The 25,375-nt window shown below is 63.7% G+C and carries 20 protein-coding genes; 17 read left to right on the top strand and 3 right to left on the bottom strand.

Annotated features, from left to right (window positions below):
- The first annotated feature begins 21 nt into the window (after positions 1 to 21).
- From DV520_RS06485 to DV520_RS06415, 15 genes are all read left to right on the top strand, one after another.
- The gene (locus DV520_RS06485; RefSeq protein ID WP_021918794.1) at positions 22 to 519 is read left to right on the top strand and encodes an RNA polymerase sigma factor; all 498 of its coding nucleotides are present in this window, start codon (positions 22 to 24) and stop codon (positions 517 to 519) included.
- The gene (locus tag DV520_RS06480; RefSeq protein WP_165850053.1) at positions 506 to 1,591 is read left to right on the top strand and encodes a DUF4179 domain-containing protein; all 1,086 of its coding nucleotides are present in this window, start codon (positions 506 to 508) and stop codon (positions 1,589 to 1,591) included. Before DV520_RS06485 ends, DV520_RS06480 begins: the two co-directional genes overlap by 14 nt.
- A 229-nt stretch (positions 1,592 to 1,820) precedes the next feature.
- Positions 1,821 to 3,230, top strand: coding sequence for a tRNA (N6-isopentenyl adenosine(37)-C2)-methylthiotransferase MiaB (miaB, locus tag DV520_RS06475; protein ID WP_338083303.1), 1,410 nt, complete (start codon positions 1,821 to 1,823; stop codon positions 3,228 to 3,230).
- Positions 3,231 to 3,896: 666 nt separating this feature from the next.
- Complete coding sequence (gene mutS, locus DV520_RS06470; RefSeq protein WP_021920322.1) at positions 3,897 to 6,485, top strand: DNA mismatch repair protein MutS; 2,589 nt, start codon at positions 3,897 to 3,899, stop codon at positions 6,483 to 6,485.
- A gap of 119 nt (positions 6,486 to 6,604) precedes the next feature.
- On the top strand, positions 6,605 to 8,584 hold the full coding sequence (gene mutL, locus DV520_RS06465; protein WP_117142196.1) for a DNA mismatch repair endonuclease MutL: 1,980 nt from the start codon (positions 6,605 to 6,607) through the stop codon (positions 8,582 to 8,584).
- 86 nt (positions 8,585 to 8,670) lie between these two features.
- Positions 8,671 to 9,615, top strand: a complete 945-nt coding sequence (gene miaA / locus DV520_RS06460) for a tRNA (adenosine(37)-N6)-dimethylallyltransferase MiaA (protein WP_117142195.1) — start codon at positions 8,671 to 8,673, stop codon at positions 9,613 to 9,615.
- A 30-nt stretch (positions 9,616 to 9,645) separates the two neighbouring features.
- On the top strand, positions 9,646 to 9,903 hold the full coding sequence (gene hfq, locus DV520_RS06455; RefSeq protein WP_021918872.1) for an RNA chaperone Hfq: 258 nt from the start codon (positions 9,646 to 9,648) through the stop codon (positions 9,901 to 9,903).
- A gap of 74 nt (positions 9,904 to 9,977) precedes the next feature.
- Positions 9,978 to 11,204 (top strand): biotin/lipoyl attachment domain-containing protein, encoded by a 1,227-nt coding sequence (locus DV520_RS06450; RefSeq protein WP_021918873.1) that lies wholly within the window; start codon positions 9,978 to 9,980, stop codon positions 11,202 to 11,204.
- Between the two features lie 3 nt (positions 11,205 to 11,207).
- Positions 11,208 to 11,939, top strand: coding sequence for a YggS family pyridoxal phosphate-dependent enzyme (locus DV520_RS06445; protein ID WP_117142194.1), 732 nt, complete (start codon positions 11,208 to 11,210; stop codon positions 11,937 to 11,939).
- 50 nt (positions 11,940 to 11,989) lie between these two features.
- Positions 11,990 to 12,487, top strand: a complete 498-nt coding sequence (locus DV520_RS06440) for a cell division protein SepF (RefSeq protein WP_021918875.1) — start codon at positions 11,990 to 11,992, stop codon at positions 12,485 to 12,487.
- 46 nt (positions 12,488 to 12,533) lie between these two features.
- Positions 12,534 to 13,265, top strand: coding sequence for a DivIVA domain-containing protein (locus DV520_RS12665; protein ID WP_021918876.1), 732 nt, complete (start codon positions 12,534 to 12,536; stop codon positions 13,263 to 13,265).
- Positions 13,266 to 13,483: 218 nt separating this feature from the next.
- The gene (ileS, locus tag DV520_RS06430) at positions 13,484 to 16,240 is read left to right on the top strand and encodes an isoleucine--tRNA ligase (protein WP_117142193.1); all 2,757 of its coding nucleotides are present in this window, start codon (positions 13,484 to 13,486) and stop codon (positions 16,238 to 16,240) included.
- 115 nt (positions 16,241 to 16,355) lie between these two features.
- A complete protein-coding gene (gene lspA, locus DV520_RS06425; protein ID WP_021918878.1) occupies positions 16,356 to 16,835 on the top strand; it encodes a signal peptidase II in 480 nt (159 codons plus the stop codon).
- Complete coding sequence (locus DV520_RS06420; RefSeq protein ID WP_021918879.1) at positions 16,832 to 17,746, top strand: RluA family pseudouridine synthase; 915 nt, start codon at positions 16,832 to 16,834, stop codon at positions 17,744 to 17,746. Before lspA ends, DV520_RS06420 begins: the two co-directional genes overlap by 4 nt.
- 43 nt (positions 17,747 to 17,789) lie before the next feature.
- Positions 17,790 to 18,614, top strand: coding sequence for a Cof-type HAD-IIB family hydrolase (locus tag DV520_RS06415; RefSeq protein WP_117142192.1), 825 nt, complete (start codon positions 17,790 to 17,792; stop codon positions 18,612 to 18,614).
- 62 nt (positions 18,615 to 18,676) lie between these two features.
- Here DV520_RS06415 and DV520_RS06410 read toward each other — a convergent pair whose 3' ends face one another.
- Positions 18,677 to 19,336, bottom strand: a complete 660-nt coding sequence (locus DV520_RS06410) for a B3/B4 domain-containing protein (protein WP_021918881.1) — start codon at positions 19,334 to 19,336, stop codon at positions 18,677 to 18,679.
- A gap of 267 nt (positions 19,337 to 19,603) precedes the next feature.
- Here DV520_RS06410 and DV520_RS06405 point away from each other — a divergent pair, with 267 nt between their 5' ends.
- Entirely contained in the window at positions 19,604 to 20,488 is an 885-nt protein-coding gene (locus DV520_RS06405; protein ID WP_117142191.1) for a LysR family transcriptional regulator, read from the top strand.
- A 71-nt stretch (positions 20,489 to 20,559) separates the two neighbouring features.
- Here the strand turns inward: DV520_RS06405 and clpB are convergent, their stop codons facing one another.
- Positions 20,560 to 23,154 (bottom strand): ATP-dependent chaperone ClpB, encoded by a 2,595-nt coding sequence (gene clpB / locus DV520_RS06400; protein ID WP_117142190.1) that lies wholly within the window; start codon positions 23,152 to 23,154, stop codon positions 20,560 to 20,562.
- 136 nt (positions 23,155 to 23,290) lie between these two features.
- Positions 23,291 to 23,722, bottom strand: a complete 432-nt coding sequence (locus DV520_RS06395) for an Hsp20/alpha crystallin family protein (protein ID WP_333819386.1) — start codon at positions 23,720 to 23,722, stop codon at positions 23,291 to 23,293.
- Positions 23,723 to 24,113: 391 nt separating this feature from the next.
- Between DV520_RS06395 and DV520_RS06390 the strand changes: the two genes are divergently transcribed.
- Positions 24,114 to 25,313 (top strand): pyridoxal phosphate-dependent aminotransferase, encoded by a 1,200-nt coding sequence (locus DV520_RS06390; RefSeq protein ID WP_117142188.1) that lies wholly within the window; start codon positions 24,114 to 24,116, stop codon positions 25,311 to 25,313.
- The last annotated feature ends 62 nt before the right edge of the window (positions 25,314 to 25,375 follow it).

Raw genomic sequence — 25,375 nt, 5'->3', positions numbered from 1 at the left:
TTTGGAAAGGAGATGAGGACCGTGAGACAAGTGGACGAGGAGCAGGCCGAACGGTTGGTAAACACCTATTCCGATCTGATCCTGCGGCTTTCTTACACCTATTTGCACTCGGCTCAGGACGCGGAGGACATCTGCCAGACCGTCTTTCTCAAATGCCTGACCAGCGGGCAGGTCTTTGAGAGCCGGGACCATGAGAAGGCGTGGATCATCCGCACCGCAGTGAATGCGTGCAAGGACCTGCTGCGCAGCGCCCACCGGCAGCGGACCGTGGGGCTGGAGCTGGTGGCGGAGCCCCCCGCCCCGGAGGCACCGGCGTCCTACGTGCTGGAGGCGGTCATGGCCCTGCCGGTGAAATACCGGCAGGTGATCTATCTGTATTATTATGAAGGCTATTCTGCCCGGGAGATCGGCGGGCTGCTGGGCCAGAGTGAGGCGTCGGTGAACACCTACCTGAGCCGCGGCCGGAGCAAGCTGCGGGCACTGCTGAAAGGAGACGACTATGCACATGAAATATCGTGAAGAAGCGGACTACCGCCAGGCGATGGACGAGCTCTGCTTTTCCCAGGTTGCCAAGGCACGGATGACCAGAAACCTGCGCCAAAGCCTGGCGCAGCAGGCGGAGCCCGGCCCGGCCCGCCGGACCCATTGGAAGCCCCGGATCGCGGCGGTGGCAGTGGCCGCGGCCCTGGTGCTGGCGGTGGGGGCCGGGGCCACAGGGGGGCTGAAAACCGTAGCCCAGGCCTTTGCCGGCGTCTTCGGCCCCACGGCGGACACCCAGGTGATGGACCAGATCGGCTATCCCATCGGCGCCAGCGACACGGACAACGGCGTGACCGTCACCGCGGAGGCCATCCTGTTTGATGGCTACAACTATCTGATGACCTATTCCATCGCCCGGGAGGACGGGACCGCCTTCTCCGTGGAGGAGATTCCCCAAGGGGAGGGCAGGCTGAACCTGACCTGGGACAGCGCGGACAGCACCATTGGCCGGAACACCACCGGGGCCCACGGCAGCAGCTATTTCTATGACGCCGACCCCACCGATGCCGCCATCCAGTATGTGGAGACCATGTCTTACCATGAACAGGCCCAGGCCGGCGGCACGGTGAAGATCACCCTCCAGGACCTGCGTACCGTGGGCGATCGGGAGACCGCGTCCCAGGTCCTGGCGGAGGGGACCTGGAACCTGAAGTTCCAGCTGAAGGCGGGGGACCTGTCGGTGCGGCTGCCGGTGGGTCAGACCCTGGAGTGGAACGGAATGACCGCCACCATCGACGCCCTGGTGGTCTCCCCCATCGGCTACTATCTGCGGTACACCGTGGACCAGCAGGCGGAGCCTGTGGCCTCCGGCACCGGTCAGATGACCCAGGCCCAGGAGGAACAGTGGGCCAGGTTTGACCTGCCCCATGGGCTCAAGCGGACCGACGGTACGGTGCTCTCCCTCTCCGACGGCACCGGCAGCACCGGCGGCAGTATGGCGCCCCAGGATGGCAAGGAGGTCTGCACCCGGGGCGGAACCTTCGCGCAAACCATCCCTGTGGAGGAGATTGCCGCCTTTGTGGTGGGCGGCGTCGAAATCCCGATGCCCTGAACCAAGGGCCTCCGGCCCGGGCCGGGGCCATAGAGACAACCGCGAAAACAGCGGGCAGGACGTACCCCCTGCCCGCTGTTTTTGTCATCCCCCTGGAAGATGTTTGGATTCTCCCGGGGGAAGGGGCTGTTTTCCTTGAAAAATCCGTCGAATTGTGCTATACTACACACTGTATTTTTATAAGTAAGTATCCCCTATCCCCAAATCCAACTACCCGGAGGAATCCATCTTGAGACAGACCCTGACCATTGCCCCGGCGGAGATCGCCCGCCAGCTGGCCCTGTGTGACCAGATTCGTGCCCTGCTGGACCAGCGCCCCGGCCAGAAACTGGCCTATGTAGACACCTATGGATGTCAGCAGAATGAAGCGGACTCCGAGCGTCTGCGGGGGTACCTGGCCCGGATGGGCTACGCCTTCTCCCCCACGGAGGAGGGGGCGGACCTGGTATTGCTGAACACCTGCGCCATCCGGGAGCACGCCGAGCAGCGGGTGTTCGGCAACGTGGGGGCCCTGACCCACACCAAGCGCCGGCATCCGGAGCAGGTGATCTGTCTGTGCGGCTGCATGGCCCGGCAGGACCATGTGGCCCAGCGGCTGCGCCAGTCCTTTCCCCATGTGGACCTGGTCTTTGGCCCCCAGCTGCTGTGGCAGTTTCCCCAGCTGCTGCTGGACCGGCTCACCAGCGGCAAGCGGGTCTTTGCCACCGAGGATGTGCCCGGGGCAGTGGCCGAGGGCATCCCGGTGGTCCGGCAGAACCGGCAGAAGGCCTGGGTGTCCATCATGTACGGCTGCAACAACTTCTGTACCTACTGCATCGTCCCCTACGTCCGGGGCCGGGAGCGCAGCCGCCGGCCGGAGGACATCCTGGCGGAGGTCCGTGAGCTGGCCCAGGCGGGGTACCAGGACATCACCCTGCTGGGGCAGAATGTCAACTCCTACGGCAAGGACCTGGGACTGGGGGTGGACTTTGCCTGGCTGCTGGAGCAGGTGAACGCCATCCCCGGGGAGTTTCTCATCCGGTTTATGACCAGCCACCCCAAGGACGCCGGGGCGCGGCTTTTTGACACCATGGCCGCCTGTGAAAAGGTGGCCCCGGTGCTCCACCTCCCCTTCCAGTCGGGCAGCAGCCGGGTGCTCCAGGCCATGCACCGGGGGTATACCCGGGAGCACTACCTCTCCCTGGTGGACGAGCTCCGGGCCCGAATTCCAGAGATCGTCCTCACCTCCGATGTGATTGTGGGATTTCCCGGGGAAACCCAGGAGGAGTTTGAGCAGACCATGAGCCTCATTGAGACCGTCCGGTATGACGCCCTGTTCACCTTCCTCTTTTCCCCCCGCCGGGGCACCCCGGCGGAGAGGATGCCCGACCCCATGCCCAAGGAGCAGAAGAGCGCTAATTTCCAGCGGCTGCTCCAGCGGCAGAATGAAATTTCCTGGGAAAAGCATCAGAGGTACGTGGGGGGCATTTACCGCTGTCTGGTGGACGGCCAGGGGACCGACGGACGCCTCACCGCCCGGACGGACGGGGGGCGGCTGGTCCATCTGGCGGGGGACCCGGGGTGTATCGGGACCTGGCAGAACGCGCGGATTACGGAGGCCTCTACCTGGGCTCTGTTTGGAGACGTGGTGGAGGGGTGAGGGAGTGTCTCCCCACGCCGTTGGAACGGGCGGGAACGGTGCCCTCCCGGGCGGGGCCCTATTTCTTTGAAGAAATAGGGGAAAGAACACCAAGGGGAAGGAGGTTCCTTCCCCTTGGAACCCCATTCTCTGGTGGGAGGAACGGGGGAAGGTGATTGGTCTGGTAGGGGCCTGGCCTGCGGCCTCAAAGACCAACGCCTCATGGCCCGCCCACCAGCTCGGGCGGGCGGGAGAAGTGGTTTATTGTCGGGAGGAAAAGTGGAAACCCGAACGGTTACTCTCTGCCTTCTCCCAAAGGGTACCCCGCCACGTCCCCAGCCCGCCCAGCCGGTGGGCGGGCCGTTACGGGCCTTTCAATGTGAGGGCCGCAGGCCAGGTAACCAGTGAGAAGTACAACCTCCCCCCACACAACCCCACCAGAGAAGGGAGTCCAGAGGGAAGAACCTCTTCCCTCTGGGGTTCTTTCCCCCATTTCTTCCCAAGAAATGGGGCCCCGGCCGGGCAGGCCAAGGTTCCCTGCCGTTCCAACGGCGTGGGGACAAAACCACAAGGGTACCCCGCCCGGGAGGGCCAAGTTCCCGCCCGTTCCAACAGCGCTGAAAAAACGCCCCGCCAGTGCGGGAAAAACCCCAGACAGAATCTGAAGGATCAAGAAAGTGTGATACTATGGCAGAACTCACCCCCATGAAACGACAGTACCTGGCCATCAAGGACCAGCACCCCGACTGCCTCCTCTTCTTCCGTCTGGGGGATTTCTATGAGATGTTTGACGAGGATGCCAAAACCGCCGCGGCGGAGCTGAACCTCACCCTCACCACCCGGGACCGGAACAAGCCCCCCGAGGAGCGCACCCCCATGTGCGGGGTGCCCTACCACTCCGCCGAGGCATACATTGCCCGCCTCATCGCCAAGGGCTACAAGGTGGCCATCTGTGAGCAGACCGAGGACCCCGCCCAGGCCAAGGGCCTGGTGGACCGGGAGATCATCCGGGTGGTCACCCCCGGCACCCTCATAGAGGAGAACATGCTGGAGGAGGGAAGAAACAACTTCCTGGCCTCCCTCTATGTGGGGGTGCAGGGGACGGGGCTGTGCTTTGGGGATATCTCCACGGGGGAGGTCTTCCTCACCTTCTTTGCCCCGGAGGGCTGGGTGGACCACGCGGTCAATGAACTGGCCCGGTTTGCCCCCCGGGAGGTCATCCTCTCCCCCGGGGCCCGGGATAAGGGGCTGCTGGACCACCTGTCCGGGAAGCTCCCCTGCCGGGTGGAGCAGGCCGGGGAGGAGCGGTTTGCCCTGGCGGAGGCCCGGCAGCGGGTGGAGAGACAGTTCGCCGCGGGGCTGGACCAGGTCCCGCCGGAGGCCGAGGCCGCCATACAGGCGGCGGGGGGACTGCTCTCCTATCTGTACGAAACCCAAAAGACCGACCTGTCCTACCTGCGGACCCTCCGATACTACTCCACCGGCCGCTTTTTGGAGCTGGACCCGGTGGCCCGGCGGAACCTGGAGCTCACCGAAACCCTCCGGGGCAAGGAGAAAAAGGGCTCCCTGCTCTGGGTGCTGGACAAGACCAAGACCGCCATGGGCGGCCGGCTCCTCCGCAGCTGGCTGGAGCGCCCTCTGCTGGACCCGGTGGCCATCTCCCGCCGGCTGGAGGCGGTGGGCTGGCTGGTGGACAACGCTGTGGAGCGGGAGGAGCTGGTCCAGGTGCTGCGGGAGATCACGGACCTGGAGCGTCTGATCTCCCGCATCGTCTACGGCACCGCCGGGGCCCGGGACTTGGTGGCCCTGGCCGCGGGTCTGGACCGGCTGCCCCTGCTCCAGGACCACCTGCCCCAGCAGGCCCCCTCCCTGCTGGCCCGGCTGCGGGCCCAGCTGGACGGGCTGCCGGAGCTCACCGGCCTCATCGCCCGGGGCATTGTGGACGAGCCCCCCTTCTCGGTTCGGGAGGGCGGCCTCATCCGCCCGGGCTACCACCCCGATGTGGATCAGCTCCGGGCCATTTTGACGGACACCAAGGGGGTCATCGCCAAGCTGGAGGCGGCGGAGAAGGAGAAGACCGGCATCAAGTCCCTGAAGGTGGGCTTCAACAAGGTCTTTGGCTATTATATTGAGGTCTCCAAATCCTATTACGACCAGGTACCCCAGGGGTACATCCGCAAGCAGACCCTCACCAACTGCGAGCGGTACATCACCCAGGAGCTCAAGGAGATGGAGCACACCATCCTCTCCGCCCAGGACCGGATTGTGGCCCTGGAGTACCAGCTGTTCTGTGACATCCGGGATCAGGTGGCCGCCCAGGCCCCCCAGATCCAGGAGATCGCCGGGGCGGTGGCCCGGGTGGATGTGCTGACCTCCTTTGCCGTTGTGGCGGCGGAGAACAACTACTGCATGCCCCGGGTGGACAACTCCGACAAGCTGGAGATCACCGAAGGCCGCCACCCGGTGGTGGAGGTCATGGGGCGGGACGCCCTCTTTGTCCCCAACGACACCTACATGGACAACAAGGACAACCTGGCCGCCATCATCACTGGCCCCAACATGGCCGGCAAGTCCACCTATATGCGGCAGGTGGCCCTCATGGTGCTCATGGCCCAGATGGGGTCCTTTGTCCCTGCCCGGGCGGCCCACATCGGGGTGGTGGACCGGATTTTCACCCGCATTGGGGCCTCGGACGACCTGGCGGGGGGACAGTCCACCTTTATGGTGGAGATGACGGAGGTGGCGGAGCTGCTCCGTCACGCCACCAGCCGGAGCCTGCTCATCCTGGATGAGATCGGCCGGGGGACCTCCACCTACGACGGCATGTCCATTGCCCGGGCGGTGCTGGAGTGGTGCGCCAACCCCAAGCGCCTGGGGGCCAAGACCCTCTTTGCCACCCACTATCACGAGCTGACGGTGTTGGAGGGCCAGCTGCCCGGGGTAAAAAATTTCAACATCGCCGCCCGGAAGAGGAAGGACGAAATCCTCTTCCTGCGGAAGATCGTCCCCGGGGGAGCCGACCAGAGCTATGGCATTGAGGTGGCGGGTCTGGCAGGGCTGCCCCCCAAGGTCATCCGCCGGGCCCGGGAGATTTTGGCCGAGCTGGAGTCCCAGCAGGACGCCCCCAAGAAGACGGGAGCCCGGGAGGCCAGCCAAGTCTCCCTGACGGCCCTGGGGGAGGAGGAGGTTTTGACCACGCTCCGCAATACCCCGGTGGAGACCCTGACGCCCCTGCAGGCGCTGAACCTGCTCCATGAACTCAAGGAAAAGCTCTGAACGCGGCCCCGCCGGCAAGGCGGGGCGGGGAGCGTTTCCCCAAGATGATCACGACACAGTCCAGTTTCCCCTGGGTTTCCCTGGGGAAACGATTTCTTTTTTGATAAGGTGGTGTTTTCATGCCCAACCAAATTCAAGTGCTGGACCCCCACGTGGCCGACCTCATTGCGGCCGGCGAGGTGGTGGAGCGGCCGGCTTCGGTGGTGAAGGAACTGGTGGAAAACGCCGTGGACGCCGGCGCCCATACCCTGACAGTGGAGATTCAGCGGGGGGGCATGGCCATGATCCGGGTGACCGACGACGGCGGCGGCATTCCCACCGACCAGTGCCAGACCGCCTTTCTCCGCCACGCCACCAGCAAGCTGCGCACCGCCCAGGACCTGGCGGCCATCGGCACCTTGGGGTTTCGGGGAGAGGCACTGGCGGCCATTGCTGCGGTGTCCCGGGTGGAACTCTTCACCCGCACGGCCCAGTGCGACCTGGGGACCTCCCTCACCCTGGAGGGGGGCCAGGTGCTCTCCCAGGAGCCTGCCGGCTGCCCGCTGGGCACCACCCTGGTGGTGCGGGACCTGTTTTACAACACCCCCGCCCGGCTGAAATTTATGAAGCGGGACGCTGCGGAGGGGGCGGCGGTGTTCGCCCTGGTGCAGAAGCTGGCCCTGTCCCACCCTGGGGTGTCCTTCCAGTTTATCCGGGACGGCAAGCGGGAGCTGATGACCCCGGGAGACGGCAAACTCTCGTCCGCCCTGTATGCGGTGCTGGGCCGGGACATGGCCCTGGGCTTCACCCCGGTGCGGGGAGAGGGAGAGGATGTGACCGTCACCGGCTTTGTCTCCCTGCCCGCCTGCTGCCGGGGCAGCCGGACCTACCAGCATTTTTTCGTCAATGGCCGGCCGGTGAAGTCCAAGCTTCTCATGGCCGCCCTGGAGCGGGCCTATGAGAACCAGAAAATGGTGGGCAAGTTTCCCGGCTGCGTGCTCCAGCTCCAGGTGAAGGCCAGCCAGGTGGATGTGAACGTCCACCCGGCCAAGACTGAGGTGAAGTTCCTCCACGAGCGCCAGGTCTTTGACGGGGTCTACTATGGGGTGCTCTCCGCCCTCCAGGGGGAGACGCGCCACCCCACGGTGACCTTTGCCCCACCCCAGCCGTCTCCGCAGGCCGGTTCCGGCGGAGAACAGCGTCCGCCCCTCCAGCCGGCGCAGGGCAAGCCGGTCCTTCGGGACGCCGCCGGGGCTCTGCTGCGGCCGTTGGAACGGGCGTACACCCCCGCGTCCCCCTTGCAGGGGGAATCTGTCCCCGGTTTTTCCCCAAAATCCGCCGGGAAATCCACCGATTTTTGCGGAAATGTGGATAAACCGGTGGAAAATGTTGAAAAACCCCGGCCGGCGGCGGTGCCCCGGCCTGATACACCCCACCGTACACCCTCCGTCCCCCAGCAGGCCCCCGCCCCCCAGCTAAAGCTGAAGGTTCCCCCGGCCCCTCTGGGCGGGGCCGAAGGCGCTCCGGTTCCGCCCCCCTCCCTGGAAGAGGAGGCCCCCTGGCGGCTGGCGGGAGAGATTTTGCAGACCTACCTGATCGTGGAGCAGGGGGATGCGGTCCACCTCATCGACAAGCACGCCGCCCATGAGCGGATGCAGTTTGACCGGATGAAGGCGGCGGGGTACCAGCCCATGGCCCAGGCCCTGCTGGCGCCGGTGGTCTTTACCCCCGCCCCGGAGGAGGGAGAGGTCCTGCTGAACCACCTGCCCCTGCTGGCGCAGTTTGGGTTTGCCTGCGAGGCGTTCGGCGGCGGCGCCCTGGTGGTGCGGGAGATCCCTGACTACTTAGAGCCCGGCCAGGTGGAGCCCGCCCTGAGCGAGATCGCCGGCCAGCTGCTCACCGGCGGCGGGGCGGACCCCCAGGCGGCCCGGGACGCGGTGCTCCACACCATGGCCTGCAAGGCCGCGGTAAAGGGGGGCCAGCGGAACACCCGGGAGGAACTGCTGGTGGTGGTCCGGGAGGTGATGGCCGGCCGGGTCAAGTATTGTCCCCACGGCCGCCCGGTGGCCATCACCATGACCCGGAGCCAGCTGGAGCGACAGTTTAAACGGAGTTCATAGACAGGGCGGGGAAAACGTGTTAAAATAGACCCCGAACGGAAGGCGACGCCTTCCGCCCCAGTTCATTTCTGCAAGGTGGTGTGATCATGCCCTCCCAACTAATTCTCATCTGCGGCCCCACCGCCACGGGAAAAACCCGCCTGGGGGTGGCCCTGGCCAAGGCTCTGGGGGGAGAGGTGGTCTCCGCCGACTCCATGCAGGTCTACCGGGACCTGGTCATCGGCACCGCCCGTCCCACCCAGGAGGAGATGGCGGGGGTTCCCCACCACATGATGGGGGTGGCCGACCCCCGGGAGAATTACAGCGTGGCCCGGTATGTGCAGGAGGCCACCGCCTGTGTGGAGGACATTTTCCGCCGGGGCAGACAGCCCATTGTGGTGGGCGGCACCGGCCTGTACCTGGACGCCCTGTGTCAGGGGCGGTCCTTTTCCGACTTCCGCCCGGAGACCGGGGTTCGGACCCGGCTCCAGGCCCAGGCGGCCCAAGGCGGCTTGGATGCCCTGTGGGAGCAGCTGCGCCAGGTGGACCCGGAGACGGCGGCCCGGCTCCACCCCCACGATGCCAAGCGGATCATCCGGGCCCTGGAGGTCTGGTATGACACGGGCCAGACCATCTCCCAGCACAACCGCCAGACCCAGACCCAGCCGCCCCGGTATCAGGGGGTGACCATCGCCCTGACCTACCGGGACCGCCAGGACCTCTACCAGCGCATCGACCAGCGGGTGGACCAGATGATGGCCCGGGGGCTGGCGGAGGAAGTCCGCGCCCTATTGGCCGCGGGGATTCCCCGGACAAGCACGGCCATGCAGGCCATCGGCTATAAGGAACTGGTCCGGGCCCTGGACGCCGGCGGGGACCTGGCCCCGGCGGTGGAGGAGATCAAGCGCCGCTCCCGGCAGTATGCCAAACGGCAGCTGACCTGGTTCCGGCGCAAGGAGGACACAGAATGGATCTTGCTGGATAAAATGCAAGATTTTTCCAGTGTCGTGCAGATTTCGACAGATTATCTTCGGGAAAAAGGATTACCATAGACGCACCAAAGATAAAAGGAGTGCGTCACCATGCAACAGACACAAACAGCAGTACAACAGAGAAAGCGCAACTTACAGGATTACCTCTTGTCCAAGCTGCGCCGCAGCCGGATGGGAGCCACGGTCTTTTTGGTCAATGGCTTCCAAATCCGGGGGGAGATCCGGGGCTTTGACTCCTTTGTGGTGGTCATTTACAGCGACGGAAAGCAGCAGATGGTGTACAAGCATGCCATCTCCACTGTGGTCCCCGAGCGGCCGCTGTCCTGGGAGGAGGAAGACCCGGATTGACCGCGCCTTGCCCCGTGTCCCGGCGCCGCCGGACGAGGCGGGAGGGCGCGGGGAGATAGAGAAAGGCTGACCTTATGAACCAACAGCAGGGAACCATCTTTTCCAAAATCGCCATGCCCATTGTCATTGTGGCCATTGTGGTCTACCTGATCTGCTCGGCCTGGGTGGGCATTCGTGACCCGTATCAATTCACCGTGGCCTATACGGACACCATGGAAACCAGTGTGGACGCCGCCGGCTGGGTGGTCCGGTCGGAGCAGCCTGTGGCCGGCGCGGAGGGTGTGGTCCAGCTCAAGCGGGGCCAGGGAGAGAAGGTGGCCAAGGGCAAGGAGATTGCCGTGGTCTACCAGGACGAGACCTATGTGGAGAACCAGGAGGAGCTGCTCCAGGTGAAAAATGACCTGAGCGCCCTTCAGTATGCCACATACAGCGAGTCCCCTTCGGGCACCGCCCTGGAGGATCAGATGCTCTCCGCCATGACCAGCCTCCGTACCGCCGCCTCTTCGGGCAATTACAGCAGCCTGTCGGAACAGACGGAGACCTACCGCAAGCTGGTTCTCCGGCGGGAATACCTCCTGTCCTCCGAGGCCACTGCCGCCATGACCCAGGCCGCTGCGGACCTTCAGGCGCGGTACGATGACTTGCAGAGCTACCAGTCCGGCGCCACCTCCATCAAGGCCCAGGAGTCCGGCCTGTTCTCCTCCTATGTGGACGGTTATGAGACCCTGCTCACCCCGGACAAGCTGGACGGGCTGAGCCCCAAGGACCTGGCCGCCTTTTCCCAGCTGACCCCTTCCACAGACGCCAATGTCCTGGGCAAGCTGGTGACCGATTCCATTTGGTATTACGCGGTCACCGTCCCAGGGGACTGTGTAACCCGCTTTGCCGTGGGCGATAGTGTGGATGTGTTTTTCAATTCTCTCTCTGAGACCTTCCCCATGGAGGTCTTCCAGGTGGGAGAGGTGCAGGAGGACCAGGTGGTCATCGTCCTGCGCTCCTCCCAGGACGACGACAAGGCGGAGGACCTCCGTCAGGAGAGCGGCCGGGTGATCTTTTACAGCAGTGAAGGCATCCGGGTGCCCAAGGAGGCTCTGCGGGTGAGCAAGGACGGAGAGCGGGGGGTCTATGTGGTGGTCTCCCAGAAGGCGCGGTTCCGGCCGGTGAAAATCCTGGCCGAGGACGAGAACAGCTATCTGGTGAAGGCCGACCCCACAGACGAGGAAGACACCAGAATCCTCCGGGCAGGGGATGAGATCGTCCTGGCCTCCGAGGAACTATACGATGGAAAGGTGGTACGTTGAACCATGACAGAGACCAAGAGCTATGAGACCATTGCCGCCAACGTGGCAGCGGTCCGGGAGAACATGCGTCAGGCCGCCCTCCAGGCGGGCCGGGACCCGGAGGAGATCACCCTGGTGGCAGCCACCAAGGTCCAGACCTCCCAAACCATCCGCAACGCCATTCAGGCGGGCATCACCGTCTGTGGAGAGAACCGGGTGCAGGAGCTGGTGGCCCACCTGGAGGACGACGCCTACGCAGGGGCCCGGGTCCATTTCATCGGGCACCTGCAGACCAACAAGGTGAAGTTTGTGGTGGGCAAGGTGGATATGATTGAGTCCATCGACTCCCAGCGCCTTATGGACGCCGTGGAGAAGCAGGCGGCCAAGGTGGGGGTGGTCCAGGACATTCTGCTGGAGGTGAACATTGGCCAGGAGGAGAGCAAAGGAGGGGCCAAACGGGAGGAGATCCTGACCTTGGCCCGCCATGCGGCCCAGTGCCCCCACCTGCGCCTGCGGGGGCTCATGTGCATCCCCCCCGCCACCGCCACCGAGGAAGAAAATCGGGGGTTTTTCCAAGAAACTTATCAGCTTTTTGTTGACATGAAGGAGAAATTAGGGGATAATGTCTCTAATATTGACTGCCTTTCCATGGGCATGAGCGGAGATTACCCACTGGCCATCGCAGGTGGGTCCACCATGGTGCGGGTGGGAACGGCTCTGTTCGGCGCCCGTCCGCCTTGGCATCCCCAGGGATGAGGCGACTTCGCCATACCATTTTTCACAAAATTTAGGGGGTTACAGTAACCATGGGATTCTTAGATGAACTCAAGCGTCTGACCCATCCGTATGAGGATGAGATGGAGGACGATTACGACGAGGACGAAGACGTATACGAGGACGAGGAGGAGCCGGAGGACGTGGAACCCACCCCGCCTCCCCGGGAAGAGCCGTCCCGCCGCCGTGAACGGGAATACCAGGAGCCGCCCCGCCGCAATTCCGGCGGCAAGGTGGTGAACATCCACGCCACCACCCAGCTGCAGGTGGTCCTGGTGAAGCCGGAACGCTATGAGAACGCCTCCGAGATCGCCGACCACCTGCGGGACAAGCGCACGGTGGTGCTCAACCTGGAGAAGACCCAGAAGGATGTGGCCCGCCGTCTGCTGGACTTCCTGTCCGGCGTGGCCTACGCCCAGGAGGGGAAGATCAAAAAGGTGGCCCTTCAGACCTATATCGTCACGCCCTATAATGTAGATATCATGGGCGACCTCATTGACGAACTGGAGAACAACGGTCTGTACTTCTGAGCGCCGCCGCGGCCAGTAGATTAAAAAGGGATAGGAGTGACCGATCATGTTAACACCCCAGGAAGCGGAATCCCATGTCTTTCCGAAAGCTTCGTTTGGCGGCTACAATATGCTCCAGGTGGACAACTTTTTGGACAGCCTGATCGAGGATTACCGCACCTTGTACCAGGAGAATATCTCCCTGAAGAACAAGATGAAGGTCTTGGTGGACAAGGTTGAGGAATACCGTGCCACAGAGGACGCGATGCGGATGACCCTCCACTCCGCCCAGAAAATGGCCGATGCCATGGTGAAAGAGGGGGAGGCCAAAAAGCAGGCCGCCATTGACCAGGCTGTGTCTGCGGTGGAAGCCCGCAGCCAGGAGGTCCGCGCCCAGATGGAGCAAGAGGAGCAGGCAGTCCGCACGCGCCTGGAGGGCATCCAGAAGGACCTGGCCGACGAGCAGGCCCGGCTGGAGGCCGCCCGCGCCGCCACCACCGCCTATGTGGCCCAGCTCAAGGAACTGTATACCAAGCAGATTCAGTACATCGGCAGCCTGTCCAGCCTGACGGCGGAAACCGCCCAGCCCCAGGCCGCCCCCGCCCCTGCGGCCCAGCCCGCGGAGGAGCCCGTGGTGACCGTCCCCCCGGAACAGCAGGAAGAGGTGGCCCAGGATATCGAGGCCTCCATGGCCAAGATTTTTGAAGGGCCCGCCGAGTCCGCCGCCCCCAGCGGGGACATGGGGGACACCCGGGTCTTTGACCAGATTCAGTTCGGGAAGGATTACGAGATCGAGTGATCCCGGGGAGAGCCCCCAGGACAGGATTGCCAGGCGCGGCGACGGCGTTTCCGGGCCCCGGCCTGGCGGAGGCAGCCGCCTGGAAAATCAGATGACACCATCCACAAACGGAACCTGGCCGGATCTCCGGGCAGGTTCCGTTTTCTTTCTCAGAGAAAAAAGAGCCCCCACGTCCCCGGCGGACGATGGGTCACGATTGAAGGAGTGAACAGTCAACCATGTCTCAGGATTACAATGCAACCATCCATCTGCCCAAAACCGACTTTCCCATGCGGGCGGGTCTGCCCAAGCGGGAGCCCGAGATGCTTCGCAACTGGAAGAAGCTGGACGTCTATGGGGAGCTGCTGAAGAAGAACGCCGGCAAGCCCCGGTTCTCCCTCCACGACGGCCCCCCCTTCTCCAACGGCAACCTCCACATGGGCCACGCCCTGAACAAGTCCATCAAGGACATCATCATCCGCTCCCACGCCATGCGGGGCTACTACACCCCCTATATTCCCGGCTGGGACAACCACGGCATGCCCATTGAGTCCGCCATCATCAAGCAGAACAAGCTCAACCGCAAAAAGATGCCCGTCACGGAGTTCCGCTCGGCCTGCCACGAATTTGCCCAGCACTATGTGGAGGTCCAGAGCGAGGGCTTCCAGCGCCTGGGCGCCATTGGAGACTGGGAACACCCCTACCTGACCATGAACCCCTCCTTTGAGGCGGAAGAGGTGAAGGTCTTTGGGGAGATGTACAAGCGGGGGTATATCTACAAGGGCCTCAAGCCCGTCTACTGGTGCCCCCACGACGAGACCGCTCTGGCGGAGGCCGAGATCGAGTACCAGGACGACCCCTGCACCACGGTGTATGTGAAGTTCCCCCTCCACGACGACCTGGGGAAGCTGGACGGGTATGACAAGAGCAAGGTCTCCTTTGTGATCTGGACCACCACCATCTGGACCCTCCCCGGCAACCTGGCCATCGCCCTGCACCCGGAGGAGAGCTATGCCCTGGTGCGGAACCCCAACGGGGAGATCTACATCCTGGCCGAGGCCCTGGTGAAAAAGGTGATGGAGGTCGGCGGCGTGGAGGGCTACACCGTTCTGGCCACCCATCCCGGGTCCTTCTTTGAGAATATGCTGGCCGACCACCCCTTCCTGCCCAAGACCTCCCGTCTGGTGCTGGCGGACTATGTCACCATGGACTCCGGTACCGGCTGCGTCCACACCGCTCCCGGCTTCGGCGCCGACGACTACCAGACCTGCAAGCGGTACGGGATGGACATGGTGGTGCCTGTGGACGACCAGGGCCGCCACACCGATTACGCCGGCAAGTACGCGGGGCTGAAGACCGAGGAGTCCAACCCCATCATCCTGGCGGATATGAAGGCCTCCGGGGCGCTGTTTGCCGCCGAGGACATTGTCCACTCCTACCCCCACTGCTGGCGGTGCAAGAATCCCATCATCTTCCGGGCCACCCCCCAGTGGTTCTGCTCGGTGGAGACCTTTAAGGACGAGGCCTGCGCCGCCTGTGACCAGGTCCGCTGGGTCCCCGCCTGGGGCCTGGACCGGATGAAGGCCATGGTGCGGGAGCGTGCCGACTGGTGCATCTCCCGGCAGCGCCGGTGGGGCCTGCCCATCCCGGTCTTTTACTGCAACGACTGCGGCAAGCCCATTGCCACAGACGAGACCATCGGGATCATCTCCGACCTCTTTGCCGCCGAGGGCTCCAACGCCTGGTTTGCCAAGGACGCCGCGGAGATCCTCCCCGCCGGCTTCACCTGCCCCCACTGCGGCAAGGCGTCGGGCTTTACCAAGGAGGAGGACACCCTGGACGGGTGGTTCGACTCCGGCTCCACCCACCTGGCCTCCATGAAGAAGGACCAGGGGTTCTGGCCCGCCGACGTGTACATGGAGGGGCTGGACCAGTACCGGGGCTGGTTCCAGGCCGCTTTGCTCACCGCCGTGGGCTCCACCGGGGTGGCCCAGGCCCCCTTCAAGACCTGCATCACCCACGGCTGGACCGTGGACGGGGAAGGCAAGGCCATGCACAAGTCCCTGGGCAACGGGGTGGACCCCTATGATATTATGAACAAGTACGGCGCGGACCTGATCCGCCTGTGGGCGGCCTCCGCCGACTACCACGCGGATATGCGCTGCTCGGAGAAGATTTTCAAGCAGCTGAGCCAGAACTACCTGAAGTTCCGCAACACCGCCCGGTACTGCCTGGGCAACCTGAACGGCTTTGACCCCAACCATCTGGTGGCCCCCGCCGACATGCTGCCCCTGGACCGCTGGGCTGTCACCCGCCTGAATGTCCTCATTGAGAAGTGCTTCCAGGGCTATGACGACTTTGACTTTAACGTGGTCACCCACGCGGTGAACGATTTCTGCGTGGTGGAGCTGTCTAACTTCTACCTGGATATCATCAAGGACCGGCTGTACTGCGAGGAGAAGGACGGCCTGGCCCGGCGCTCGGCCCAGACGGCGCTGTATTTCATTCTGGACACCATGACCAAGATCATGGCCCCGGTGCTGTGCTTCACCGGGGATGAGATTTGGCAGTCCATGACCCATCCCGAAGGGGCGGACGGCCGGAACGTGGTCTTCAACGACATGAACCAGCCCTTCACGGCATATGCCCTGCCCCAGGAGGAGATGGCCCGGTGGGAGAAGATCATCCAGGTCCGGGACGTGGTCAACGGCGCCCTGGAGACCGCCCGGGCGGAGAAGAAGATCGGCAAGAGCCTGGAGGCCAAGATTGTCCTCACCGTCCCTGCCGAGGACGCCTTCCTGGCGGAGATGGACCAGGCGGACCTGGCCGACCTGCTCATCGTCTCCCAGGTGGAGGTGACGGTGGGCCAGGCGATCCAGGCCACCGTGGAAAACGCCGCCGGGGACAAGTGCCAGCGGTGCTGGAAGGTACTGCCCACGGTGAACGGGGAGGGCCTGTGCCCCCGCTGCGCCAAGGTGCTGACCCCCCTGGTGTGAGCCGCCCGGGAGGATGGCACGCCAACGCTCGTTTTCCGTCAAAAAGTGCATTGTACTCGTGGCCGGCCTCCGGGCCGGCCACCGGTTCCTCTGACCAAGAAAGGAGGGCGCTTGCATGCCCCTTTATTTCCTGCTGGCCGCCGCCCTGGTGGCCGTAGATCAGGTGGTAAAATATCTGGTCCGCGCCGGGATTCCCCTCCACACGGCGGTGGACTTCCTCCCCGGTCTGGACCTGACCTATGTGCAGAACACCGGCGCGGCCTTTTCCCTGTTCAGCCAGCACACCTGGCTGCTCACCCTCCTGTCCGGGGTGGTGTCCGTGGTTCTGGTGATCTGCCTGGGGAAAAGAGTCCTCCCCCACTGGTCGGGGATGCTGGCCCTGGCCCTTCTGCTGGGCGGGGCCGTGGGGAACTTCATTGACCGCCTGCTCTTCGGCTTTGTCACCGACATGTTTGCCACCACCTTTGTGAACTTCGCGGTGTTTAACGTGGCGGACGTGGGGGTGGTTCTGGGCGGGGTTCTCCTGTGCCTGCACCTGATTGTGTTTTTCGGCCGGGAGGGAAAGAAGGAACCGGACAAGGAGGAGACCCCATGAACGTCACCCTGTCTGTGGAGACCGCCGGCCAGCGGGCGGACCAGTTCCTGGCGGCCCGCCTGGACGGGCTCACCCGCTCCGCGGCCCAAAAACTCCTGGAGGAGGGCCATGTCCTCTGCCAGGGCCGGCCCCTGAAAAAGAATGACCGGCTGAAGCCGGGGGACCAGGTCGCCGTGTGCATTCCCGACCCCACCCCAGTGGAGCTCCTGCCCCAGGACATCCCCCTGGAGGTGGTCTATGAGGATGAGGACGTGATCGTGGTCAATAAGCCTGTGGGCATGGTGGTCCACCCCGCCCCCGGCCACCCCGACGGCACCTTGGTCAACGCGCTGCTCTTTCACTGCGGCCAGAGCCTGTCCGGCATCAATGGCCAGCTTCGGCCGGGGATCGTCCACCGGATTGACCGGGACACCAGCGGCCTGCTCATCGCGGCCAAAAATGACGGGGCCCACCTGGCCCTGGCCCAGCAGCTCCAGGACCACAGCCTCTACCGGGAATATGAGGCGGTGGTTTTGGGCAACCTGCGGGAGGACCAGGGCACCATCAGCCTGCCCATTGCCCGCCACCCCACGGACCGGAAAAAGATGGCGGTGAACCATTCCAGCGGCCGCCCCGCGGTGACCCACTGGACGGTGCTGGCCCGCTACCCGGGCTACACCCATGTCCAGTGCCGGCTGGAGACCGGACGGACCCACCAGATCCGGGTCCACATGGCGGCCCAGGGCCATCCGGTGTTGGGGGACCCGGTGTACAACGGCCTGCGGAAGGGGTTCCCTGAGCTGGCCGGCCAGTGTCTCCACGCCCGCCGGCTCTCCTTTCAGCATCCCCGCACCGGGGAGCGGATGACCCTCTCCTCTCCCCTGCCGGCCTACTTTCAGACTGTCTTGACAAGATGCAGCCGGTTAGTATAAAATAAAACGGCTATTCAAAAAAAGACCGAAGGGAGGAGCCCCCATGGGAAAGTTTTCCGGCGTTCTGCTGGCCACGGATTATGACGACACCCTGTACAGCAGTGACTGTACCATTTCCCAGGAAAACCGCCAGGCCATTGCCCGCTTTGTGGCGGAAGGGGGCCTGTTCTGCATCTCCACCGGCCGGTCCTACATCAACTTTGCCATTCAAATGGAGCGGGAGCGCCTGCCGGTGAATACCCCGGTGATCCTGTCCAACGGGGCCTCCATCTATGACTTTGCCACGGAGGAGAGCCTGTGGCTGAAATACCTTCCCGCCCAAGCGCCCGTCCACCTGGCCCAGGTCTGCGCGGCCTTTCCCCAGGTGGGGTTTGAGGCCTATCATCAGGACGAGGTCTATATTTTCCGCCCCAACGAGGTCACCCAGCGCCACCTGACCCGGTGCCACCTCACCGGCCGGCCCAAGGCCATTGAGGAGATGCCGGTCCCCTGGATCAAGGTCATCCTCCAGCACCCGGACACGGCGGTGCTCCACCAGGCCCGAACCTACCTGCAAACCCAGTGGCCTGAGACCTACGATGTCACCTTCTCCAACCCCTATCTGCTGGAGGTCACCGCCCGGGGGGCCAATAAGGGCCTGTCCGTGCTGTGGGTGGCCCGCCACCTGGGGGTCCGGCCGGAGGATATCTACTGCGTGGGCAACGGGCTCAACGACATCCCCATGCTGGCGGTCTCCGCCCTCTCCTTTGCCCCCGCCAACAGTTATCCGGAGGTTCGGGCCGCGGCGGATGTGGTCCTCCCCTCCTGCGATGAGAGCTGCGTGGCCCGGCTCATTGAGCATCTGGAGGTCCGCTACGACAACCGATAGACAACATGCAGACACCCCCCGGAACCCCGGCGCTTGGCCGTGGGTCCGGGGGGTGTTTTTTGCTATTCAATCCGCTGCTGGGTCACGGAGGAGACGCCGCAGTGGGTCCGCAGCGCCTCCTCAAAGGCCTGCATCCAGGGGACCAGCCCCTCGGCACCGTCAAAGGCGTACAGGACGGAGGCCACCCGGCGGAGGCCGGGCTGGATCATCGCCCGGCGGCTGTCGCTGCTGGGGTTGCCGAAGGGGCCCAGGTCGTCGGTGAGCACGGGCATGTGGGCGATGGAGAGACTCCCCTTGCCAATGCCCTCGTACCGGGCCCCTGCCGGGGGACAGGCCAGGACCACCTGGCCCTGGAGCTGGTCCAGGTCATAGGAGCCGATGGCGTAGCCGGAGGAGATGGAGATCAGGTTGTTCACCTCCACCACATTGTTGATGTGGTAGAGGCCCGCCTGCTTCACCACCCGCCGGAGCATGGCCTCCGCCGCGTTCCGGTGTTCGTGGGGGGAGGCCCCCAGGGCCTTGTAGGCCTGGCGGGTGGCGGCGATGTGGGGGTGCTTGGCGATGGTGTCCAAGGTATACTGCTGGGCCAGGCTGGCCACGGTCTGGTCGAACTGGGCCAGCAGCTGGGGGGAGCTGGGGGCCACCTGAACCTGATAGAGAAGCAGGCCCAGGGCGGTTTCCGGCCAGCACTGTTTGATGGCAGGGGAAATGGTGAAGGTCATAGGGGTTCGTTCCTTTCTCAATGGGTTCCTTGGGTCAGTATACAGGCTGGCGCGGGGAAGGTCAATCCCGGAGAAAAAATGGCCCCGGCAGAGCAAAGGGGGGCTCTACCGGGGTCAAAGCGAAGAGAATGAGGCCCCTGTCCCAAGGGGATGGGAGAAGGCGGCTGGATTGCTTCCCTTGACATAAGGATAGCGGCTGGGTATTATAAAGTAAAACTAAGAATTGTAGAAGTTCCTTTAAGTGAAACTGAAAGGGGGATGGGAACCATGGAGAGTGCCCGCTGCAAAGCCTTTGTCACCGCCGCGGAGACCGGCAGTTTTTCCAAGGCGGGCGAGGTGCTGGGCTATACCCCCTCAGGGGTGAGCCAGCTGGTGACCTCCCTGGAGCGGGAGCTGGGCCTCCCTCTGCTGGGGCGGAATCGAAAGGGGGTCACCCTCACGGAGAACGGCCGCCGCCTGCTGCCGGCGGTGCGGGAGTTTCTCCAGCAGGAGAACCGGATCTATCAGCTGGCCGGGGAGATGAGCGGCCTGCTGGTGGGCAGCGTCACCATCGCCACCTATTCCAGCGTGGCCACCCACTGGCTGCCCCAGGTCATCCGCCGGTTTCGGGCCCGGTACCCTCACATCCAAATTAAGCTCATGGAGGGCATCCGCCAGGAGATCATCCAATGGCTGGAGGACAAGGCCGCCGACCTGGCCTTTTTCAGCCACAAGGCCCCCATGCCCTACGACTGGATTCCCCTGGCGGAGGACCGGATGGTGGCGGTGCTCCCGCCCGGCCACCCTCTGGCGGACCGGGGGTCCTATCCCCTGGCCCAGTGTGCCCAGGAGGACTTCATCATGCCCGCCCTGGGCCGGGACGACGATGTTCTGGGCCTGCTGGAGACCCACGGTCTGGAGCCGAAAATTGCCTTTACCACCCTGGACACAGTCTCAGCCCTGGCCATGATTCAGAATGATCTGGGGATGAGCATTATGAATGAACTCATCACCAAAAGTTGGCCGGGGAAGGTGGCCATCCTCCCGCTGGACCCGCCCCAGCAGCTCACATTGGGGGTGGCTGTTCCCTCCCTGCCCCGCGCCGCCCCGGCGGTGAAGGCCTTTCTCCAGTTTGCGGTTCAGGCTCTCACCCAGGGCCAGGCGGAAGGGTAAAAAAAGACCACGCCGCGGGCAGAAATCTTTGCCTGCGGCGTGGCGGTGTGCAGACAGGGGCTGGGGCCGTCTCAGTGGACCACCAGCTCTCCGGCCACGCAGTCCACGGTGAGGGTGCTTCCCGGGGCCACCTCGTCGGCGATCATCTTCCGGCCCACCAGGGTCTCCACTGTGTGCTGGAGGAACCGGCGCAGGGGCCGGGCCCCGTAGAGGGGATCGTAACCGTTGTCGATGACATAGCTCTTGGCGGCGGGGGTGAGAACCACCTTCAGCTGCTTGTCGGCCAGGCGCTTGTTCAGGCCGCCGATGAGCAGGTCCACAATGGCGGTGATGTTCTCCTTGGTCAGGGGCTTGTAGCAGACGATCTCATCCAGGCGGTTGAGGAACTCCGGCCGGAAGGATTTCTTCAGCAGCTGGTCCACCTGGAGTTTGGCCTCGTCGGAGATCTCCCCCTGTGCGTTGATGCCCTCCAACAGGTACTGGGACCCCAGGTTGGAGGTGAGGATGAGGATGGTGTTCTTAAAGTCCACCGTCCGCCCCTGGCTGTCGGTGATCCGACCGTCGTCCAGGACCTGGAGGAGGATGTTGAACACGTCGGGGTGGGCCTTCTCCACCTCGTCAAAGAGGACCACGGAGTAGGGTTTGCGCCGCACCGCCTCGGTGAGCTGTCCCCCCTCCTCATAGCCCACGTAGCCGGGGGGCGCTCCGATGAGCCGGGAGACGGAGAATTTCTCCATGTACTCCGACATGTCGATCCGCACCAGGTTGCGCTCGGAGTCAAACAGGGCCTCGGCCAGGGTTTTGGCCAGCTCGGTCTTGCCCACGCCGGTGGGCCCCAGGAAGAGGAAGGAGCCGATGGGCTTGTCGGGGTCGGCGATGCCCGCCCGGCTGCGGAGGATGGCCTCGGAGACCAGGCGTACCGCCTCGTCCTGGCCCACCACCCGCTGGTGGAGGATGTCCTCCAGGTGGAGGAGCTTTTCCCGCTCCCCTTCCATGAGCTTGGCCACGGGGATGCCGGTCCAGCGCTCGATGATCCGGGCGATCTCCTCCTCGGTGACCTTGTCCCGGAGCAGGGAGCGGGCCTTGCCGTCGGCGGCAATCTGCTCCTCGGCCTCCAGGGCCTTTTTCAAAGCGGGGATCTTGCCGTACTGGAGCTCGGCGGCCTTGTTCAGGTCGTACTCCCGCTGGGCCTTTTCCAGCTCGGCGTTGGCGCTTTCCAGGTCGGCCCGCAGCTGCTGGACCTTGCCGATGGCCTCTTTTTCGTTGTCCCACTGGGCTTTCTTGGCCTTGAATTCCTCCCGCATGTCCGACAGTTCCTTCTGGATTTCCGCCAGATGTTCCTGGGACAGACGGTCGGTCTCCTTTTTCAGGGCGGCCTCTTCGATCTCGTGCTGGATGATCTTCCGCTGGATCACATCCAGCTCGGTGGGCATGGAGTCAATCTCCGTGCGGATGAGGGCGCAGGCCTCGTCGATGAGGTCGATGGCCTTGTCCGGGAGGAACCGGTCGGTGATATACCGGTTGGACAGGGTGGCCGCGGCGATGATGGCGCCGTCCTGGATTTTCACCCCGTGGAAGACCTCATACCGCTCTTTCAAACCTCGAAGGATGGCAATGGTGTCCTCCACAGAGGGTTCGCTCACCATCACCGGCTGGAACCGCCGCTCCAGGGCGGCGTCCTTTTCAATGTACTGCCGGTACTCGTTGAGGGTGGTGGCGCCGATGCAGTGGAGCTCTCCCCGGGCCAGCATGGGCTTTAACAGGTTGCCGGCGTCCATGGCCCCTTCGGTCTTGCCGGCCCCCACGATGGTGTGGAGCTCGTCGATGAAGAGGATAATGCCCCCCTCGGATTTTTTCACCTCATTGAGCACGGCCTTCAGCCGCTCCTCAAACTCTCCCCGGTACTTGGCCCCGGCCACCAATGAGCCCATGTCCAGGGCGAAGATGGTCTTGTCCTTCAGGGAGGCGGGGACATCTCCCTTGACGATCCGCTGGGCCAGGCCCTCGGCAATGGCGGTTTTACCCACGCCGGGCTCCCCGATGAGAACGGGATTGTTTTTGGATTTCCGGGAGAGGATGCGGATGACGTTGCGGATCTCGTCGTCCCGGCCGATCACCGGGTCCAGCTTGTTCTGCCGGGCCCGCTCCACCAGGTCGGAGCCGTACTTTTTCAGGGCGCCGTAGGTCTCCTCGGGGTTATCCGAGGTCACCCGTTGGTTTCCCCGTACCCCGGACAGGGCCTGGAGGGCCCGCTCCCGGGTGATCTGGTACTGGGAGAAGAGCTGGGCCAGCTCCCGCCCGGCGGTGTCCAGGAGCCCCAGGAAGAGGTGCTCCACGGAGGTATATTCGTCTTTCATCTCTCCAGCCACTTTTTCCGCCCGGTTCAGGGCCTTTTCCGTGTCACCAGAGATGTAGATTTTTCCCGCCTCATGGCCCGAATTGGAGACCCGGGGCTGACGCGCCAGCAGGTCTTTCACCGCGGCCTGAAGAGAGGGTACCGTCACCCCCATCCCGGCCAGCAGCTGGGGAATAAGCCCCTCGCTGTCCTGCAGCAGGGCCCAGAGCAGGTGGACCTGCTCAATCTGGGGATTGCCGTATTCCAGGGCAATTTCCTGGGCCGAGCGGATGGCTTCGGCGGATTTTTGGGTTAGTTTTTCTGCGTTCATAAAAAGTCACTCCTTTCAGGGGTGGTGGAAGAGAATGGAATAAGAAGTTCCTCATGGCAAAGGGCGCCGGCGACATCACCGGCGCCCTGCCTCAGAGGTTACGAAAGAGAGAGGAGGAAATGAGAGAGTCTGTGTCTTAACCAATGGCGATCTGCCGGCTCTGCGGCACCACCGGTGCCAGCTTGGGCAGGGTCAGCTCCAGAATCCCGTTGTTGTACACAGCGGTAATGGCGTTCTCGTCAATGCCGCTGACATCGAAGGTCCGGGAGAAGGAACCATACCGCCGCTCCCGGCGGATGTAGTTGCCCTTGTCATCCTTCTGGTCCTGGTTTTCTTTGTGCTCGGCTTTGATGGTCAGGATGCCTTCCTTCAGCTCCAGGGAGATGTCCTCCTTCTGGAAGCCGGGCAACTCCGCCTCCAGCAGGAATTTGTCGCCCTGGTCCCGAATGTCGGTGCGGAAGGCGGGCAGGCTGGCGTTGGTGTTGCCGAAGAACTTTTTCTCAAAGTTGTCAAACAGGTCAAACAAGTTGTCGTCGCGACGGTCAAAGGGAATCATACCAAACATCATGAAACGCTCCTTTTTAGATGATCTATTCGGGTCGGACACCGGCCGAAACCGGGCCGACGGGTTTTCATAAAATTTGCAATCTCTTGACGGGAGTGCTTGCTGCTTTCCCAGGTGTTCCCGGGAACCTCCCGTCTACGCTGGATATACTACTGCGATTTTATGAATAAATTTCGAGGAAAATGTGTCTAAATTGTAAATGTTAGCACTCTTGTATTGAGAGTGCTAATTTTTGAGAGGGGACCTCATGGGGAAACTCTCTGCTGGAGGCGGGGGGCGGAAAAACCATTTCTCGATCCCTCTGGGGCTGGATCGCCATTGTTTCCCGGCGGGATTTGTGATATACTGCAACCACATCGATTATTCTACCCCAAGACGGGAGGTTCCATACGATATGATCAATTTATCCCAACGAATGGTGGCCCTGGGCACCGCCAAGTCAGAAATCCGGGAGGCCTTTGCCTTTGCCCAGGCCCGGGCCGCGGCGGTGGGGCCGGAGCAGGTGGATGATTTTTCCATCGGAAATCCCAGTGTGCCCGCCCCGGATACCGTCAAGGAACTGGTTCATCAGCTCATGGACACGGTGGACCCGGTAAAGCTCCACGGCTACACCCCGGCCCAGGGAGAGGCCTCTGTCCGCCAGGCCCTGGCGGACGACCTCAACCGCCGGTACGGCACAGGCTACACGGCGGACCACTTCTATCTCACCGCCGGGGCGGCGGGGGCCCTCTGCTGCGCCCTGTCCGCCCTGGGCTGCCCAGGGGATCAGTTCCTCACCTTTGCGCCCTATTTCCCGGAGTATAAGGTCTTTGTGGAGAGCGCCGGGGCCCAGCTGGTGGCGGTGCCGGCCCGGCTGGAGGACTTTCAGATTGACTTTGCCGCCCTGGAGGCCGCCCTCTCCCCCCAGGTGAAGGGGGTCATCATCAACAGCCCCAACAATCCCACTGGCGTGGTCTATTCCCAAGAGACCATCCGGCGGCTGGCCCAGATGTTGGGGGAGAAATCCCGGGCCTACGGCCATCCCATCTGGCTGATCTCCGACGAGCCCTATCGGGAGATCGTCTACCAGACCGCTCCCCTGCCCTGGGTGCCGGATTTCTATGACAACACCTTGGTGTGCTACTCTTACAGCAAGTCCCTCTCCCTGCCGGGGCAGCGGATCGGCTATGTGCTGGTCCCCCCCCAGGCGGAGGAGGCGGACCTGGTATACGCGGCCATCTGCGGGGCGGGACGGGCCCTGGGCTATGTCTGCGCCCCCAGCCTCTTCCAGCTGGTGGTGGCCCGGTGTGCCGGTCAGACGGCGGACATGGCGGTGTACCGGCGCAACCGGGACCTCTTCCTGGATGCGCTGCGGTCCATGGGATACACCTGCGCCCAGCCGGAGGGGGCCTTCTACCTCTTCCCCCGGTCCCTGGAGCCCGATGCGGCGGCCTTTTGTGAGCGGGCCCGGAAGTATGACCTGATTCTGGTCTCCGGGGACAGCTTTGGCTGCCCGGGGCATGTGCGGATTTCCTACTGTGTGCCCACAGAGCAGATTCAGCGGGCGCTGCCGAAGTTCCGGGCGCTGGCCCGGGAGTATGGGGTAGGCGGCTGAGAGGCGTTGTGGGTTTTCTCTCCACGCCGTTGGAACGGGCAGGAACTTTGGCTTGCCCAGCC

Source organism: Evtepia gabavorous (assembly GCF_003425665.1).
Classification (GTDB): domain Bacteria; phylum Bacillota; class Clostridia; order Oscillospirales; family Oscillospiraceae; genus Evtepia; species Evtepia gabavorous.
This window is presented reverse-complemented; position numbering and strand designations above follow the sequence as displayed.